Source organism: Microbacterium croceum (assembly GCF_023091245.1).
In the GTDB taxonomy this organism is placed as follows: Bacteria; Actinomycetota; Actinomycetes; order Actinomycetales; family Microbacteriaceae; genus Microbacterium; species Microbacterium croceum.
The window spans coordinates 192,968-208,707 of record NZ_JAHWXN010000001.1; the positions used below are offsets into that span (position 1 = coordinate 192,968).

Sequence of the window (15,740 nt, forward strand, 5' to 3'; positions counted from 1 at the left end):
CCGCAGGCCACACCGCGGCCCGCGCGGCCCGCGCGGCTGAGCCCGCAGGCCCCGCAGGCCCCGCAGGCCCCGCGAGCACCCGCACCTCACCAGCGCCACCGGCAGACCGCGAGGGGGCCCGCCTGGATGTTCCAGGCGGGCCCCCTCTGTCTGGCACGCGCGCTCACGTGCCATGGTCAGGCACTGCTCTCAAGCGCTGCTGCGATCCGAGCCATCCGCGGAGGGCTTCTCGACCACGGCCTCAGCGGCCGCCACTTCGGCGGCGGGCACCTGCGCGCCCACGGAGGCGCCGACCACGGCCGCCGCCGTCGCATCGTCGGCCTCGCCGCTGACGACGACGGGCGTCGATCCGGTGAGGGCATCTTCCGCGTCGATGTCGGTCGCGGCCTGCTCGAACTGCGACTGGTAGAGCCGCCAGTAGGCGCCCTGAGCCGCGATGAGCTCGTCATGCGTGCCCTTCTCGACGATGTCACCGTGCTCCATCACCAGGATGAGGTCGGCGTCGCGGATGGTCGACAGCCGGTGCGCGATCACGAACGAGGTGCGCCCCTCGCGCAGAGCAGCCATCGCCTTCTGGAGCAGCAGCTCGGTGCGGGTGTCGACCGCCGACGTGGCCTCGTCGAGGATGAGGATCGACGGCTTCGCGACGAACGCCCGTGCGATCGTGATCAGCTGGCGCTCACCGGCCGACACGTTCGCGGCATCCTCGTCGAGCACGGTGTCGTACCCCTCGGGGAGAGCGTGCACGAAACGGTCGACGTAGGTCGCCGTGGCAGCTTCCTGGACCTCGTCATCGGTCGCGGTCGAGCGGCCGTAGCGGATGTTCTCGCGGATGCTGCCCGCGAACAGCCACGGGTCCTGGAGCACCATGCCGGTGCGCGAACGCAGCTCGTCGCGGGTCACCTCGGCGATGTCCTGCCCATCGAGCATGATCCGCCCGCCGCTGAGCTCGTAGAACCGCATGATCAGGTTGACCAGCGTGGTCTTGCCCGCACCGGTCGGTCCGACGATCGCGACGGTCTGACCCGGCTCCACCCGGAACGACAGGTCCCGGATGAGCGGGCGCTCCGGCGTGTACGAGAACGCGACGTTCTGGAACTCGATCACGCCCCTGCCCTCCACCAGCTCGGGGGCATCGACGTCATCGGCCTCCTGTTCGTCGGCGTCGAGCAGCTCGAAGACCCGCTCAGCCGACGCGGTGCCGGACTGGACCACGGCAGCCATGCCGCCCAGCTCGGACAGCGGCTGCGTGAACTGCTGCGAGTACTGGATGAACGCCTGCACGTCGCCGAGTCGGAGCTGACCGTTCGCGACCATCAGCCCACCGAGCACCGCGATGCCCACGTAGCTGAGGTTTCCGACGAACATCATGGCCGGCATGATGATGCCGGACAGGAACTGGGCCTTGAAGCTCGCCTGGAACAGCTCTTCGTTCTCGTCCTGGAACTTCGCCAGCGCATCTTTCTCGCGACCGAAGACCTTCACCAGCGCGTGGCCGGAGAAAGCCTCCTCGACGCGGGCGTTGAGCCTGCCGACCTTGCGCCACTGGCTGCCGAAGGCCTTCTGCGACCGCGGCCCGATGATGCCGAAGATCACGCCCATGAGCGGCAGCGTGATCAGCGCGACGAGCGCGAGCTGCCACGAGATCGAGAACATCATCACGAGCACGCCGATCACGGTGAGCACCGAGGTGAGCGCACCCGAGAGCGACTGCTGCATCGTCTGCGTGATGTTGTCGATGTCGTTCGTGACGCGCGAGATCAGCTCACCGCGCTGCACCTTGTCGAAGTACGCCAGCGGCAGGCGGTTGATCTTCGCCTCGACCGACTCACGCAGCCGCCACATGGTGCGCACCATGATCACGTTGATCACGTAGCCCTGGATCCAGGTGAGGAACGCGGCGGCCACGTAGATGCTCAGCACCGCGGCGATGACCAGCCGCAGGGCGTCGAAGTCGATCCCCTGGCCGACCGTGAAGTCGCCCAGCGCACCGACCTGGTTCGCGAAGTCGTCCTGACCGCCTGCCCGCAGCGCCTCGATGACGGCATCCTGCGAGGTGCCGGCCGGGAACCCGGGGAAGCCGTCGCTGGGCTGCCCGAGCTGGATGGAGATGAACCCCTTGTAGACGAGGTTGGTCGCCTCGGCGAGCACCTTGGGTGCCGCGACGGTCAGCACGACGCCGATGGCACCCAGGATCGACACGAAGACGAACCAGAGGGCCGACGGCTTCAGCAACCCGATCATCCGGGCGAAGCTCGGACCGAAGTTGTCGGCCTTGCCCGGCGCGACGCTGTCCCAGGAGCCGGAGTTCTGGCGTGCCTGCTCCGCGAGCTCCGCCTCGTACTTCTCCTCGGCGGTCAGCTCGGGTTCGATCGTCGCGGTCTTGCTGCGAGCGGGACCGCGCTGCTTTCGGGTACCCGTCCCTGAGCCGGTCGAAGGGGTGCTCTGCTCGCTCATGCGTCCACCCCCAGCTGCGACTCGACGATCTCTCGGTAGGTGTCGCTCGTCTCGAGCAGTTCCTCATGCGTGCCGACCCCGACCATGGTGCCGCCGTCGAGGACGACGATGCGGTCCGCGTCGGTGATGGTGGAGATGCGCTGCGCGACCACGATCTTCGTCACGTGCGGGAGCTCCCGCCACAGCGCCTGGCGCAGCCGGGCATCCGTGGTGAGGTCGAGCGCCGAGAAGGAGTCGTCGAAGACGAGGATCTGCGGCCTGTGCACGATCGCGCGGGCGATCGCCAGACGCTGACGCTGTCCGCCGGAGACGTTCGTGCCGCCCTGAGCGATGCGCGACTCGAGCCCATCGGGCATCTCCTCGACGAAATCGCGCCCCTGGGCGATCTCGAGCGCCCGCCAGAGCTCTTCGTCCGTCGCCTCTTCGCGGCCGTAGCGCAGGTTGGACGCCACGGTACCGGTGAACAGGAACGGTCGCTGCGGCACCAGTCCGATGCTGTCCCAGAGCGCCTCGACATCCGCCTCGCGCACATCGGTGCCGCCGACGTGCACCGCGCCGCCCGAGACGTCGAACAGACGCGGGATGAGCGACACGAGCGTGGTCTTGCCCGAACCGGTGGAACCGACGATCGCGACCGTCTCACCGGGCTGCGCGGCGAAGCTGATTCCGGTGAGCACCGGCGAGTCGGCGCCGGGGTAGGTGAACTCGACATCGTCGAGGGCCACGGATCCGGGCGCGGGGAACTCGGTGACGCCGTTCTCCGGACGCACCAGGGTCGACTCGGAGTCGAGGACCTCGCCGATGCGCTCGGCCGAGACCGCGGCGCGCGGGATCATCATCGCCATGAAGCTCGCCATGATCACGCCGCCCATGATCTGGCCGATGTACTGCATGAAGGCGAACAGCGTGCCGACCTGGACCGTGCCGTTGTTGACCTCGATGCCGCCGAACCAGATGACGGACACGACGGTGACGTTGAGGATGAGCATGAACAGCGGGAACAGCAGCACGAACAGCGAGCCGACCCTGCGCCCGACGTCCATGATGTCGGTGTTCGCACCCCGGAAGCGCTCCTCCTCGATGCGCTCGCGCACGAAGGCGCGCACGACGCGGACGCCGGTGAGCTGCTCGCGCATGATGCGGTTGACGTTGTCGAGCTTGCCCTGGTACTTGCGGAACAGAGGCACCATGCGGCCGATCACGAGAGCCGCGAGGATGAGCAGCAGGGGCACCGAGACGGCGATGAGCCAGCTCAGGCCGACGTTGGTCTGGACGGCGAAGATGATGCCGCCGATCGCGAGCAGCGGCGCCGTGACGAGCATGGTCGCCCCCATCATGGCGAGCATCTGCACCTGCTGCACGTCGTTCGTGTTGCGGGTGATGAGCGAGCCGGCTCCGAACTGCGACACCTCGCGCTCGGAGAAGCCGCTGACCTTGCCGAAGACGTCGGCACGGATGTCGCGGCCCGCGCCCATCGCTGCGCGTGCGGCGAAGTAGGTGGCCGTGACCGAGGCGATGATCTGCCCCAAGGACACGGTGAGCATGAACAGACCCGTGCTCCAGATGTAGCCGGTGTCACCGCGGGCGACGCCCTTGTCGATGATGTCGGCGTTGAGGCGCGGAAGGTAGAGCGTCGCTGCCACGCTCGCGAGCTGGAAGACCAGCACGGCGAGCAGCAGCCATCGGTATCGGGACAGATAACGGAGGAGGATTTTTCCCAGCACAGGCGGACTTTCTAGGAAGGATGAATCGGCGGATTTCTCGGCTGACGGACGCCGACCGACAATCGGCCACAAGACAGAGTGCCACGAAGCGCCGACATTCGTATCCCCCTATCAGGGGACCTTCGCTGACAGCGAACCATTCCGCGGCACGGCCAGCGGTTTCTGCATCCTGCCGAAGAATCCGTCCCGAGCCGGTAGACCGCTCAGAAGAGCGGATGCCGGGGTACGTACGCCCGCGCGTCGGCACCGGCGTCCGAGTCGAGCTCGGCGAGCGTGGCAGGCTGCCAGTGCGGATCGCGGTCCTTGTCGACGAGCTGCGCGCGGATGCCTTCGACGAGGTCGGGGTGCTCGTTCACGAACCACAGCACCCGGCGGTACTCGCCCTCCAGTGCGGCGCGGAGGCCGGATGCCTCGCGGGCCTCGCGTACGGCGTCGAGCGTCACGACGAGCGCGGTCGGGGCCAGCCCCTCGAGCAGGTCGGCGATGGCAGCGGCATCCGTGGCGCCTTGCGCGTGGAGACGGTCGACGATCTCCGCGACGGTCGGTGCCGAGAAGGCCTCGTCGATCGCGGGGCGGAGCGCGGGCAGCGCCGAGGGCTCAGGGGTCTCGTCGAACAGCAGCACGATCTCGCTGGGACCTGTGGGGTCGGCACGGAAGGCGAGGGCTTCACGCAGCGCGTCGAGTCGGTCGGACGGCACGAAGTGGTCGGCGAAGCCCAGGTACACGGCATCCGCTCCGCTCATCGTCTGACCGGTGAGTCCGAAGTACTCGCCGAACCGCCCGGGCGCCCGACCGAGCAGCCAGGTGCCGCCCACGTCGGGGGTGAAGCCGATGCGCGTCTCGGGCATCGCCAGCTTCGAGCGTTCGGTGACGATACGGATCGCCGCGTGACCGGCGAGGCCGATGCCGCCGCCCATCGTGATGCCGTCGGCGAGGGCGACGACCGGCTTGGGGTACTCGGCGATCAGGGCGTTGAGCGCGTATTCGGCGCGGAAGAACTCCGCGGTCTCCTCTGCGCGACCGCCCACGATCTGGGCGTGCAGTGCGCGCACGTCTCCGCCCGCGCACATGCCGCGCTCGCCCTCCCCATCGATCAGCACGATCTGCACATCGGTGTCGTCGCGCCAGGCGTCGAGCGTCTGCGTGAGGATCTCGATCATCCCCCGATCGAGGGCATTTATCGCCTCGGGGCGGTTGAGGGTGAGCCGACCGAGGGCTCCTTCCGTGCGGACGAGGACGCGGGGAGCAGGCGTGGAATCGGTCACAGGAGCCAGGCTACTCCGATCGGACGACGCCCGAATCCGCATGAAATACGCGATCCGAGCGCTTTTCCGGCAGGATAGAGGGAAGTGCCCAATGCAAGGAGAGGTCGCGGATGCCCGACGGACAGGTGCTCGAGTTCACACATGTGACGAAGCGCTTCAATGAGGTGACCGCCGTCTCGGACCTCTCCGCCCGTGTCGAGCCCGGTGCAGTCACTGCTTTCCTCGGCCCCAACGGGGCCGGCAAGACCACGACCCTGCGCATCCTGCTGGGTCAGGTACGTGCCTCATCCGGCACCGCCACGATCGGTGGGACGCCGTACGCAGAGCTCCGCCAGCCGCTGCGCACCATCGGCTCCGTGCTCGAGGAGACGGCCTACCGCCCGCGCCGCACGGCCAGCCGACAGCTGACGATCGCCGCCAAGGCCAACGGCATCCCGCTCGCCCGCGTCGACGAGGTCCTCGCGCTGGTCGGTCTCGACGGCGAAGGCGATTCGCGCATCGGAGGCTTCTCGCTCGGCATGCGCCAGCGGCTGAGCGTCGCGCACGCGCTGCTCGGAGACCCCGGCGCACTCGTCTTCGACGAGCCGGCGAACGGTCTCGATCCCGAGGGGATCCGCTGGATGCGTCTGCTGATGCGCCGTCTGGCGGATGAGGGCCGCACCGTCCTCGTCTCCTCGCACGTGCTCAGCGAGGTCGAGCAGGTCGCCGACAACGTCCTGGTGCTCTCCAAGGGCCAGCTGGTGCTCTCCAGCGGCATCGAGACGCTCGCCGACCCGGCGGCAGGCTCGGTCGTCGTGGATGCGCTGGACCGCGCCGCCCTCACGACCGCACTCTCGACCGCCGGTTTCGACGTCGAGGTGCTGCGCTCCGGCCTCACCGTGCGCGGCGGAGATGCCGGCACCGTCGGCGCCGTCGCGGCCCAGGCCGGCATCGCGCTGAGCACTCTCGTGCAGCGCGGTCCGACGCTGGAAGACGTCTTCATCGAACTGGTCCGCGGCGGCAAGCTGGAGCCCCGCGCGTCGGCCGCCGCCTCGCAGCTCACGCTCGCCTTCGCTGCCGGCGCCGATGACGCCGAGACCGCTGCCGATGCCGCGCAGGCAGACCAGTCGGCGGATGCCGTCGCGACGGATACCGCCGATGAGACCCTGATCGCCGAGATCGCCGAGGCCTCGGCCGTGTCGGCTGCGGTGTCCGAGGCGGCCCCCTCGGATCCTGCGGCAGCGGCGGCGATCGCTGCCGGCGCCGATCCCGCACACGACGAGCAGGTCGACGAGCACGCACCCTCCGTCGACGATGCCGTGGCGGTCGCCGCCGTGGAGGAGGTCGCCGAGAGCATCCGCGCGTCCGAGAGCGCCTGGCGCTCTCCCGCCGACGTCGATGCCGACACCGCCGAGGAGGATGTGATCGCACCGGTCGCCGCCGATGAGCCCGCGGCGGGCGATGAGGCTCCGTCCGACGAGCTTCCCTCCGACACGTCCGCTCCCTCGTTCGACGAGATCCTGTTCGGCACCGCGGCTCCCGCCGCCGCACCGGTTTCGTCCGACGACGAGGAAGAGCCCGTGCATGATGTCAGCCAGATCTTCGCCGGCCGCGGCGATGAGGCGGAGATCTCCGGCGAAGACCACGACACGACCGAGACCCCCGGGGAAGAGGCGGCTCCCGTCGAGGCGCATGACGCACCTGACGAAGATGCCGCCGACGAGGATGCTGCCGGTCTCGAGATCTTCTCCGACCTCGATGGCGGGAGCGGCCAGGCCTCCGAGGGCGAGCAGTCCGAGGGAGAGCAGTCCGAGGATGACCCTCGATCCGCTGCGGTGAGCTCGATGCTCGCTGCCGCCGCGCGCGCCTACTACGAGGACGAGCCGAAGGACTACCCGCTCGGCTCCGAGGGCTCCGAGGGCTCCGAGGGCTCCGCGTGGAGCGTCGCCTCCACGGGCGTCATCGACACCGTGCCCGCCGCGGAACCGGTCGTGACGGATGCGGACGCTCCGGCATCCGACGAGCACCACGAAGGCGAGCACCACGAAGGCGAGCACCGTCAGGACTGACGCCGGCGCGCTCCGACAGGCGAGAAGCCCTCCCCGACCTTTGGGTCGCGGAGGGCTTCTCACATGTCAGCGGGGTGTCAGGCGGGCCGAGGACGGATGACCGGACGACGGCTGCCCTTCGTCACGGGCGTCGGCGAGGTCGCCACGATCTCCTCGACATCGGCGGCCTCGCTGGAGACCTCGAGGCGCAGGGCCTGCGTGAGCGAGAGTCCGTGTCGGGTCGTGAGGATCAGACGCCGGTACTGCGCGTCCCCGTCGAGGTCGATCACGACGCTCGGACGGCGGCGACGGATCAGCACGAAATCCAGGCTGCCCGCGGCCTTCCAGCTGCCGGCAGCGAGGATGCCGGGGATGTGGGTGCCGGGGTTCGGCACCCCCCGCAACCAGGTCCACGCGTCATCGGTCAACTGCACCTTGGTGATGGTCTCGCGTGCGATCCGCAGATTCTCACGGTGGAAGGTCGCGGCACGTTCGATCGGCGAGAGCACGACCTCCAGTTGCGTCTGATCCAACAGCAACGTCACCATGACTCCAGTCTGCCAGCGCGGTCCTGCCAGTTGTCTGGAAGTTGCTCACAGGAACGCAACGATCCGTTGTCGGAACCCGCCATCCGGGCGACGCACGCGGTGGCCGCGCCTGTGGATGACTCCGACCGAGTGTCGTACATATGTTCTAGGCTAGCAGCATGTCACAGACCTCTTCCGACCACTCCGAGCAGCGTGCCGCGCTGCTCGATGCGTGGGTGGAGAAGCGGCGCCAGATCGCCCGGCTCGAGGCGGAATCGATGGAGCTGCTCGTCGATCGCGTGCTCCTGCGCGATGCGGAGACGCAGGAGAGCCCCTACCACCGCGACACGATCCACCGGTCGATGATCGCCGAGTACTCCGCCGCCGGCCACGTCTCGCAGGGCAGCGTCGAGTACGCGTTCTCCGACGCCGTGTTCCTCGATTCCGATCATCCCGTGGCCCGTGCGTCGTTCCATCGGGGCGGGATCACGGCGGCGCATGTACGCGAGATCGTCCGCGCCGGTGCGGTGGTGCGCGAGGCCGTCCGCGAGGGGACGGCGGATGCCGCGGCCCTGGAGCTCTACGACACCGCAGCCGTGGTCGTCGCCGAGCACGACACACCGGCGCGCACTCGCCCCCTCGTGCGGCAGATCGCCGCGGCCCTCGCAGGCGAGACACTGGTCGATCGGCATCGCCGCGCGGCATCGGAGCGACGCGTCACGATGCGCTCCGTCGACGACGGGCTCGCGCTGATCACCGTGGTGGTTCCCGAGCACCTGGCAGCGGCGATCATGGACCGGCTCACGCATCTCGCCCGTGGGGTCATCGCGGCGCGCGACGACGTCGAACCGGTGCTCGACCCGGACGACCTCGACTCCGGGGAGAGTCCGATCTTCCCCGAAGACCTGGACTGGAGCGCGCCAGGGATCGACGAGTGGACCATCTTCGGCGATCGCGACACCTTCACCACCGACCCACTGCCCGAGCCGTGCCCCGTCGAGGCCCCGGCCGACACGCGGACGATCGACCAGGTGCGTACGGATCTGCTCACCGATCTGCTGCTCGCGTCCGACCCCAGCGATGCGGCCGGGGCGGGTGTCGACCGGATCCAGGCCCACGTCCAGGTGACGATCGCCGCGACGACGCTGGCCGGCACCGACGACCGCCCCGCCGAGCTCGACGGCTTCGGGCCGATCGATCCTGACATCGCCCGCGATCTCGCCGGGCGCAATGGCGGCTGGTCCCGGCTCTTCCTCGACCCGACCGGAATGGTCACCCAGACCGACACGTACAGTCCGACCGAGGGCATGCGCCGATTCCTGCGGGCGCGCGACCAGCACTGCCGGTTCCCCGGCTGTCGGATGCCGGTGCACCGCTGTCAGATCGATCACAACCACGACCATGCGCGGGGCGGACGCACGAGTCTGTCGAACCTCAGTCACTTCTGCGCAGGACACCACGTGCTGAAGCATCCCGACATCGATGAGCGCCATCGCTGGACGGCGCGACAGCTTCCCGATCGCAGCCTGGACTGGGTCAGTCCGCTCGGTCGGCACTACAGCGATGCGCCGCCGCGTCGGGTGATGTTCGTCTGAGCGCGCTCAGGGCCGCGCGGCTGCCGCAGCCTCGGCCGCGATCGGAAGCGCGGCCTCGATGCGCTGGAGCTCGTCTTCACCGTGAGCGGCGGTGAGGAACCAGGCCTCGAAGACGCTCGGCGGGAGCGCGATGCCCTGCTCCCGCAGCGAGTGGAATAACGGCGCGTAGCGGAACGATTCCTGCGCCTGGGCCTCGGCGTAGTCGCGCGGGGCGGAGGCGCGGAACGACGCGTTGAACAGGCTGCCGGCCTTTGCGACCGCGTGGGTCACGCCGGCACCCGCGAGCGCCGCGTCGAGCGCGACGGAGAGCCGGTCAGCGGCGGCGTCCACCGTCGCGTAGACCTCGGGCGTCGCCAGACGCAGCGTGGCCAGGCCGGCCGCGACCGAGAGCGGGTTCCCCGACAGGGTTCCCGCCTGGTACACCGGTCCCAGGGGGGCGAGCAGGTCCATGACCTCGGCACGGCCACCGAGCGCGGCCAGCGGCATCCCTCCACCGACGACCTTGCCGAAGGTGACGATGTCGGGAAGGTATTCTTCTCCCGCAGCCGCCTGAAGGCCCCAGAACCCGGCGGGGTGCACGCGGAAGCCGGTGAGCACCTCGTCGAGGATCATGAGTGCGCCGTGCGCGTGCGCGGTGTCGGCGATCAGACGGTTGAAGCCGGGCAGCGGAGCGACCACGCCCATGTTCGCCGCGGAAGCCTCCACGATGACCGCGGCGATGCGGGAGCCGTGCTCGGCGAAGACCGCCGCGAGGGCATCAGGGTCGTTGTAGCCGATCACGAGCGTCTGCGCCGCGATCGGTGCGGGCACTCCGGCCGAGCCGGGCAGCGCGAGGGTCGCGACACCGGAGCCGGCCTCCGCGAGGAGCCCGTCCGAGTGCCCGTGGTAGTGACCGGCGAACTTCACCAGCAGGTCGCGCCCCGTGGCACCGCGCGCCAGACGGATCGCGGTCATGGTCGCCTCGGTTCCGGTGGACACCAGCCGCACACGCTCGATCGGCCGCGTCTCGCCGAAGCGCACCCGCTCCGCGATCACGGCGGCGAGCTCGACCTCACCCTCGGTCGGGGCACCGAATGAGAGACCGCGGGTCGCTGCCTCCTGCACGGCGGCGACGACCTCGGGGTGGGCGTGCCCGAGGAGCGCAGGCCCCCATGAGGCGACGAGGTCGATGTACTCGACCCCCGCGGCATCCGTGACGGTGGCGCCCTTCGCAGAGGCGAGGAAGCGCGGGGTGCCGCCGACGGAGCCATAGGCGCGCACCGGAGAGTTGACTCCGCCGGGGATCACCGCCCGGGCAGCAGAGAAGAGGTCGTCATTGCGGTCGGTCATGATGATGCTCCGAAGAAGAGAAGGATACGGCTCAGGCGCGCAGCCAGCGGGCGGCCTCGGTCGCCCAGTAGGTCAGGACCGCGTCGGCGCCGGCGCGGCGGATCGACAGCAGCGACTCCAGGACGGCGGCGCGACGATCGATCCAGCCGTTCGCCGCGGCAGCCTCGATCATGGCGTACTCGCCGGACACCTGGTATGCCCAGACCGGAATGCTGACGGTGTCACGCACCTCGCGCAGCACGTCCAGGAAGGCCATGGCGGGCTTCACCATGACGATGTCAGCGCCCTCGGCCTCGTCGACGACGGCCTCGCGCACACCCTCGCGGCGGTTGCCTGGGTCGAGTTGATAGGTGCGGCGGTCGCCGGTGAGCTGCGAGTCGACGGCCTCACGGAACGGTCCGTAGAAGGCGCTGGCGTACTTCGCGGCGTAGGCGAGGATCAGGGTCTGCGTGAAGCCCTCGGCGTCGAGCGCGGCGCGGATGACGGCGACCTGGCCGTCCATCATGCCCGACAGGCCCAGCAGCTGCGATCCGGCACGCGCCTGCGCGAGCGCCATCGACGTGTACCGCTCGAGCGTCGCATCGTTGTCGACGGACCCGTCGGCGCCGAGCACACCACAGTGGCCGTGGTCGGTGAATTCGTCCAGGCACAGATCGGTCTGCACGACCAGGGCATCGCCGACCTCGGCAGCCAGCGCCTCTGCCGCCACGTTCAGGATTCCGTGCGGATCATCCGCACCCGAACCGCGGGCGTCGCGGACTGCGGGGACGCCGAACAGCATCACACCGCCCACACCGGCTTCGGCGGCCTCGACCGCCGCTGCACGCAAGGAGTCCAGCGAGTGCTGGGCGACACCGGGCATGGAACCGATCGCGACCGGCGCGCTGAGTCCTTCGCGCACGAACATCGGCAGCACGAGCTGTCGTGGCTGCAGCGAGGTCTCGCGCACGAGATCGCGCACCGCCGGCGACTGGCGCAGACGCCTCAATCGGACTTCGGGGAAGCTCACGGCGCGAACTCGTCTGCCGCGTGCGGAAGCGTGAAGTGGGAGACCGCATCGATCAGCGCATCGACCGTCTGCCGGTCGGCGACGACCGAGACCGGAAGACCGGCCTTCTGCGCGTCGCGCGCGGTGCGAGGACCGATCGCGGCGAGCAGCGTCTCGTCGGGGATCTCGGGGAACTGCTCGCGCACCTGTTCCGCGACCGAACCGCTCGTGATGAGGATCGCGTTGATGCGTCCGTTCTCGACATCGCGCTTGATGCGGTCGGTCACCGGCACGCCGACCGTGCGGTAGGCCACGACGCTGTGCACGTCGTGTCCGGCCTCCGACAGCAGGCGGCTCAGCACGGGCTTGGCGATCTCGCTGCGCAGCGCCAGGATGCGCCGGGGGTCGGTCTCGAGCGCGATGAGCTGCTCCGCCATGCCCTCGGCGGAGTTGTCCCGCGTCGGCACCAGGGCCACTTCGTAGCCGACGGCCTGCAGCGCCGCAGCGGTCGTCTCGCCGACGGCCGCGATGCGGGTCGATGGGGGCACGGCCGCGCGATGCGCGAACAGCACGTCCACCGTGGTCGCGCTCGTGACGGTGAGCCAGTCGAACTCGCCGGCCGCCAACTGTTCCAGGGCGACGTCGAGCGCCGCCTGGTCGGTGGTGGGCGCGAAGTTGATCAGCGGCGCGACGACGGGGATCGCTCCCTGCGCGCGCAGACTGGCGGCGACACCGTCGCCCCATGGCCCTCCGCGGGGCACGAGGATGCGCCAGCCGTCCAGTGGTCGGTCCTGCTTCATATCGGATGTCATGAGGAAAGATGCTCTCGGGAGACGAGGTCGGCCGCCCCTTGATCGAGCAGCCGACGGGCAACAGTCAACCCGAGCTCGCGCGCTGCGTGCACCGGGTCTGCACCATCGGCAGCATCCGCTCCATTGCCACTGCCGTTCCGACGAATATACTCCCCGTTCAGGTCTTCCGTGACGTCGAGGCCGATCCGGCGGTCTCCGTCGGCCGAATAGACGACGGTTCTGACCCGCACCGACGTCCCCTCGACCACCGCGTGAGCGGCCATCGGCGCCTGACATCCGGCGTCGAGGCCCTCCAGGATCGCGCGCTCGACGGTGATGGCCAGACGAGTGGGCCCGTGATCGAGAGCGGCGAGGGCTGCGCGCAGTTCGGCCGGGGCATCCTCCGTCGTCTCCACGGCGAGCGAGCCCTGCCCCGGAGCGGTCGGCCACTCGGCGAGCCCCAGCTCCTCGCGTCGCAGCGGGGATCTCGCGTCGAGACGCGACAGCCCAGCGGCGGCGAGGACGACGGCATCCAGCTCCCCGGACGTGACCCGCGCCAGGCGGGAGTCGACGTTGCCGCGGATGTCGATGACCTCTGCGTGCGGCGAGCGACGGCGCACCTGCGCGATCCGGCGCGGCGCACCCGTCCCGACGGTGCTGCCGGAGCGGAGCTCGTGCAGCGGGATGCCGTCGCGGGTGAGCACGACATCTCTCGCGTCTTCGCGCGGCGGCGTCGCCGCGATCACGAGACCGGCGGGGATCGCGGTCGGCAGATCCTTGAGCGAGTGGACGAGGAAGTCGCATTCGCCGGAGAGCAGCGCCTCTCGCAACCGCGTGGCGAAGATGCCCTGTCCGCCGATCTCGGACAGGGACGCTCGATTCGTGTCGCCCTCCGACGTGATCGGCACGAGCTGGACCGGACGCCCCGTCACTCTCTCGAGGGCGGTCGCGACATGACCGGACTGCGCCTGCGCGAGTGCGCTGCGCCGGGTACCCAAGCGGATCGGAGTGGTCATCGCACGGCCTACTGCAGCACGTCCGCGATCTCGTCGAACCGGAGCCTGCGCCCGGTGTAGAAGGGCAGCTCCTCCTTCACGTACATCCGTGCATCGGTGTAGCGCAGGTCGCGCATGAGGTCGACGAGCTCGGTCACGTCATCCGCCTCGAGGGGCAGGATCCACTCGTAGTCGCCGAGCGCGAAGGCCGCGACGGTGTTCGCGATGACGCCCGTGAACGCCGCACCCTTGCGTCCGTGGTCGGCGAGCATCTTGCGGCGCTCGTCCTCGGGGGCCAGGTACCACTCCGGCGTGCGCACGAACGGGTACAGGCAGAGCCAGTCCTTGGGCTCGATGCCGCGCAGGAACCCGGGCACGTGGGAACGGTTGAACTCGGCGTCGCGGTGCACGCCCATGACGTTCCACACCGGCAGGAGGGAGCGCAGCAGCTCGGTGCGACGCAGGCGACGCAGCGCACGCTGCAGTTCCTCGGCAGTGTCGCCGTGCAGCCAGACCATGAGATCGGCGTCGGCCTTGAGCCCGGAGACGTCGTAGAAGCCGCGCACGGTCACTCCGGAGTCCTCGACGTAGGAGACGATGGTCTCCAGCTCGGTCGAGTCGGACTCGGTGACGGCGACATCGGGATTGCGTCGCCACACGGCCCAGAGGGTGAAGCCGGACGGGTTCTCTTCGCGCACTTCGGACATGACCCCAGTCTGCCCTCTTTGCGGAGCGCCCGCGAATGCGGCCCTTCGACAGGCTCAGGGACCCCAGGGCGCTTACCCCGAAACGTCGACTAGCGCGAGAGCGCGCGGGCGATCGCCCAGACCGCACCGCCGACCACGGCGGCAAGTCCGACAGCCGCCGCGACGGCGCCGATCGGGTTGCGGTCCGCGAAGACGCGCGCCTTGGCCGCAGCCCTGGCCGATGCCTTCTCGACGCGTCGGGGGATGTTGCCCTTGACCTCGATCGCGGCGAGAGCGGCCTTCAGCTCTGCGCGCGCCGAGGCGACGGGGTCGACGATCCCCGCGGGGACGACCGTGCGGGGGAGGTTGTCAGATACGGTCATCGCCGGCGTCCTTCACGAGTCGGATGTCCTCGGCCACCGCCTGCGCGGGGTTCTGCCGGGCGAGGACCTTGCGGAACTTCAGGATGCCGAGCAGAGCGAACAGCAGCACGGCGAGGATCAGGATGCCGAACACGGCGATAGCCGACAGCCACACCGGCCACCACGACGACAACCCGGCGATCGCGAACACGAGCACGACCGGCACCGCCCAGAACAGGAAGAACAGGGCGACCAGGAACCAGACCGAACCGATACCGGCGTCCTTGGCCGTCCGCGAGATCCACGTCTTCGCCGCGTCGATCTCGGCCTTGACGAGATTGGTGACCAGCTCGGGGAGGTCGCCGAGAAGGGTCAGCAGACTGTCGTCGGCTCGATCCCGGTATCCGCGCGGCATCTCAGGCGCCGGCCTTCTTGGTGGTCGAGCTCTTGGCAGCGGTGCTCTTCGAGGCCGTGCTCTTGGATGCGGCTGTCTTGGCCGCCGGCTTCTTCGCTGCCGGCTTCTTCGCTGCCGGCTTCTTCGCGGCGGTCTTGGCCGCGTCCACCGCTTCCTCGGCCGCATCCGCCACCTCGGCGGCGGCGTCCTTGCTCTTCGCGATGGCGGAGTCGAGCTTCTGGCCGGGCGTTCCGTTGCCCTGGACCGACTTCACGATCTTCACCGCGCCGTTCCAGATCGCACCGGGCACGGCAGCAGCCTTGTCGCCGAGGAAGCTCTTCGCCTGCTCGACGCGCTCCTGCACGGGGTCGAGCTCCCAGACCTTGAGCCATTGCGTCTTGATCTGCTCATAACGCTCGCGTCCGGCGCGTGTGCCGAGGACGTACCCCACGCCGAGTCCGACGACGAGTCCGATCTTCCCCTTCATGGGGTCTCCTCACGTTGTTCCGGTCGAGCCTCAGGCTTCGATCCCCGTCGGCCAGGTACCCAGCGTAACCCCGTATGCCGATTTCGGCATCTAAACGTCAGGGGGTTGACAGA

The 15,740-nt window shown here is 69.4% G+C and carries 14 protein-coding genes; 2 read left to right on the forward strand and 12 right to left on the reverse strand.

The window, feature by feature from the left end; translation table 11 throughout:
* Positions 1 to 189 precede the first annotated feature (189 nt).
* From KZC51_RS00850 to KZC51_RS00860, 3 genes are all read right to left on the reverse strand, one after another.
* Positions 190 to 2,457 (reverse strand): ABC transporter ATP-binding protein, encoded by a 2,268-nt coding sequence (locus tag KZC51_RS00850; protein ID WP_247628131.1) that lies wholly within the window; start codon positions 2,455 to 2,457, stop codon positions 190 to 192.
* On the reverse strand, positions 2,454 to 4,181 hold the full coding sequence (locus KZC51_RS00855; protein WP_247628132.1) for an ABC transporter ATP-binding protein: 1,728 nt from the start codon (positions 4,179 to 4,181) through the stop codon (positions 2,454 to 2,456). The genes KZC51_RS00850 and KZC51_RS00855 overlap by 4 nt, the downstream gene beginning before the upstream one ends.
* Before the next feature lie 203 nt (positions 4,182 to 4,384).
* The gene (locus KZC51_RS00860) at positions 4,385 to 5,446 is read right to left on the reverse strand and encodes an enoyl-CoA hydratase/isomerase family protein (RefSeq protein WP_247628133.1); all 1,062 of its coding nucleotides are present in this window, start codon (positions 5,444 to 5,446) and stop codon (positions 4,385 to 4,387) included.
* A gap of 110 nt (positions 5,447 to 5,556) precedes the next feature.
* Between KZC51_RS00860 and KZC51_RS00865 the strand changes: the two genes are divergently transcribed.
* A complete protein-coding gene (locus KZC51_RS00865) occupies positions 5,557 to 7,494 on the forward strand; it encodes an ATP-binding cassette domain-containing protein (protein WP_247628134.1) in 1,938 nt (645 codons plus the stop codon).
* Between the two features lie 77 nt (positions 7,495 to 7,571).
* Here KZC51_RS00865 and KZC51_RS00870 read toward each other — a convergent pair whose 3' ends face one another.
* On the reverse strand, positions 7,572 to 8,021 hold the full coding sequence (locus KZC51_RS00870; RefSeq protein ID WP_247628135.1) for a hypothetical protein: 450 nt from the start codon (positions 8,019 to 8,021) through the stop codon (positions 7,572 to 7,574).
* A gap of 158 nt (positions 8,022 to 8,179) precedes the next feature.
* On the opposite strand from KZC51_RS00870, the gene KZC51_RS00875 reads away from it, so the two are divergent.
* Positions 8,180 to 9,595, forward strand: a complete 1,416-nt coding sequence (locus KZC51_RS00875) for an HNH endonuclease signature motif containing protein (protein WP_247628136.1) — start codon at positions 8,180 to 8,182, stop codon at positions 9,593 to 9,595.
* Positions 9,596 to 9,601: 6 nt separating this feature from the next.
* Here the strand turns inward: KZC51_RS00875 and hemL are convergent, their stop codons facing one another.
* From hemL to KZC51_RS00915, 8 genes are all read right to left on the reverse strand, one after another.
* Positions 9,602 to 10,924 (reverse strand): glutamate-1-semialdehyde 2,1-aminomutase, encoded by a 1,323-nt coding sequence (gene hemL, locus KZC51_RS00880; RefSeq protein WP_247628137.1) that lies wholly within the window; start codon positions 10,922 to 10,924, stop codon positions 9,602 to 9,604.
* A 31-nt stretch (positions 10,925 to 10,955) separates the two neighbouring features.
* The gene (gene hemB, locus KZC51_RS00885; protein WP_247628138.1) at positions 10,956 to 11,933 is read right to left on the reverse strand and encodes a porphobilinogen synthase; all 978 of its coding nucleotides are present in this window, start codon (positions 11,931 to 11,933) and stop codon (positions 10,956 to 10,958) included.
* Positions 11,930 to 12,724 (reverse strand): uroporphyrinogen-III synthase, encoded by a 795-nt coding sequence (locus KZC51_RS00890; RefSeq protein WP_247628139.1) that lies wholly within the window; start codon positions 12,722 to 12,724, stop codon positions 11,930 to 11,932. The genes hemB and KZC51_RS00890 overlap by 4 nt, the downstream gene beginning before the upstream one ends.
* Positions 12,721 to 13,719 (reverse strand): hydroxymethylbilane synthase, encoded by a 999-nt coding sequence (hemC, locus tag KZC51_RS00895; RefSeq protein WP_247628140.1) that lies wholly within the window; start codon positions 13,717 to 13,719, stop codon positions 12,721 to 12,723. Before hemC ends, KZC51_RS00890 begins: the two co-directional genes overlap by 4 nt.
* A gap of 8 nt (positions 13,720 to 13,727) precedes the next feature.
* A complete protein-coding gene (gene hemQ, locus KZC51_RS00900) occupies positions 13,728 to 14,405 on the reverse strand; it encodes a hydrogen peroxide-dependent heme synthase (protein WP_247628141.1) in 678 nt (225 codons plus the stop codon).
* A gap of 89 nt (positions 14,406 to 14,494) precedes the next feature.
* The gene (locus KZC51_RS00905; protein ID WP_247628142.1) at positions 14,495 to 14,767 is read right to left on the reverse strand and encodes a hypothetical protein; all 273 of its coding nucleotides are present in this window, start codon (positions 14,765 to 14,767) and stop codon (positions 14,495 to 14,497) included.
* Positions 14,754 to 15,161 (reverse strand): phage holin family protein, encoded by a 408-nt coding sequence (locus KZC51_RS00910; RefSeq protein WP_247628143.1) that lies wholly within the window; start codon positions 15,159 to 15,161, stop codon positions 14,754 to 14,756. Before KZC51_RS00910 ends, KZC51_RS00905 begins: the two co-directional genes overlap by 14 nt.
* Position 15,162: 1 nt before the next feature.
* Positions 15,163 to 15,627 (reverse strand): hypothetical protein, encoded by a 465-nt coding sequence (locus KZC51_RS00915; RefSeq protein WP_247628144.1) that lies wholly within the window; start codon positions 15,625 to 15,627, stop codon positions 15,163 to 15,165.
* Between the last annotated feature and the right edge of the window lie 113 nt (positions 15,628 to 15,740).

Coding starts and splice junctions, on each gene's coding strand:
- KZC51_RS00850 (WP_247628131.1), bottom strand. CDS start 2,457: ATGAGCGAGCAGAGCACCCCTTCGACCGGCTCAGGGACGGGTACCCGA.
- KZC51_RS00865 (WP_247628134.1), top strand. CDS start 5,557: ATGCCCGACGGACAGGTGCTCGAGTTCACACATGTGACGAAGCGCTTC.
- KZC51_RS00870 (WP_247628135.1), bottom strand. CDS start 8,021: ATGGTGACGTTGCTGTTGGATCAGACGCAACTGGAGGTCGTGCTCTCG.
- KZC51_RS00875 (WP_247628136.1), top strand. CDS start 8,180: ATGTCACAGACCTCTTCCGACCACTCCGAGCAGCGTGCCGCGCTGCTC.
- hemL (WP_247628137.1), bottom strand. CDS start 10,924: ATGACCGACCGCAATGACGACCTCTTCTCTGCTGCCCGGGCGGTGATC.
- KZC51_RS00890 (WP_247628139.1), bottom strand. CDS start 12,724: ATGACATCCGATATGAAGCAGGACCGACCACTGGACGGCTGGCGCATC.
- hemC (WP_247628140.1), bottom strand. CDS start 13,719: ATGACCACTCCGATCCGCTTGGGTACCCGGCGCAGCGCACTCGCGCAG.
- hemQ (WP_247628141.1), bottom strand. CDS start 14,405: ATGTCCGAAGTGCGCGAAGAGAACCCGTCCGGCTTCACCCTCTGGGCC.
- KZC51_RS00905 (WP_247628142.1), bottom strand. CDS start 14,767: ATGACCGTATCTGACAACCTCCCCCGCACGGTCGTCCCCGCGGGGATC.
- KZC51_RS00910 (WP_247628143.1), bottom strand. CDS start 15,161: ATGCCGCGCGGATACCGGGATCGAGCCGACGACAGTCTGCTGACCCTT.
- KZC51_RS00915 (WP_247628144.1), bottom strand. CDS start 15,627: ATGAAGGGGAAGATCGGACTCGTCGTCGGACTCGGCGTGGGGTACGTC.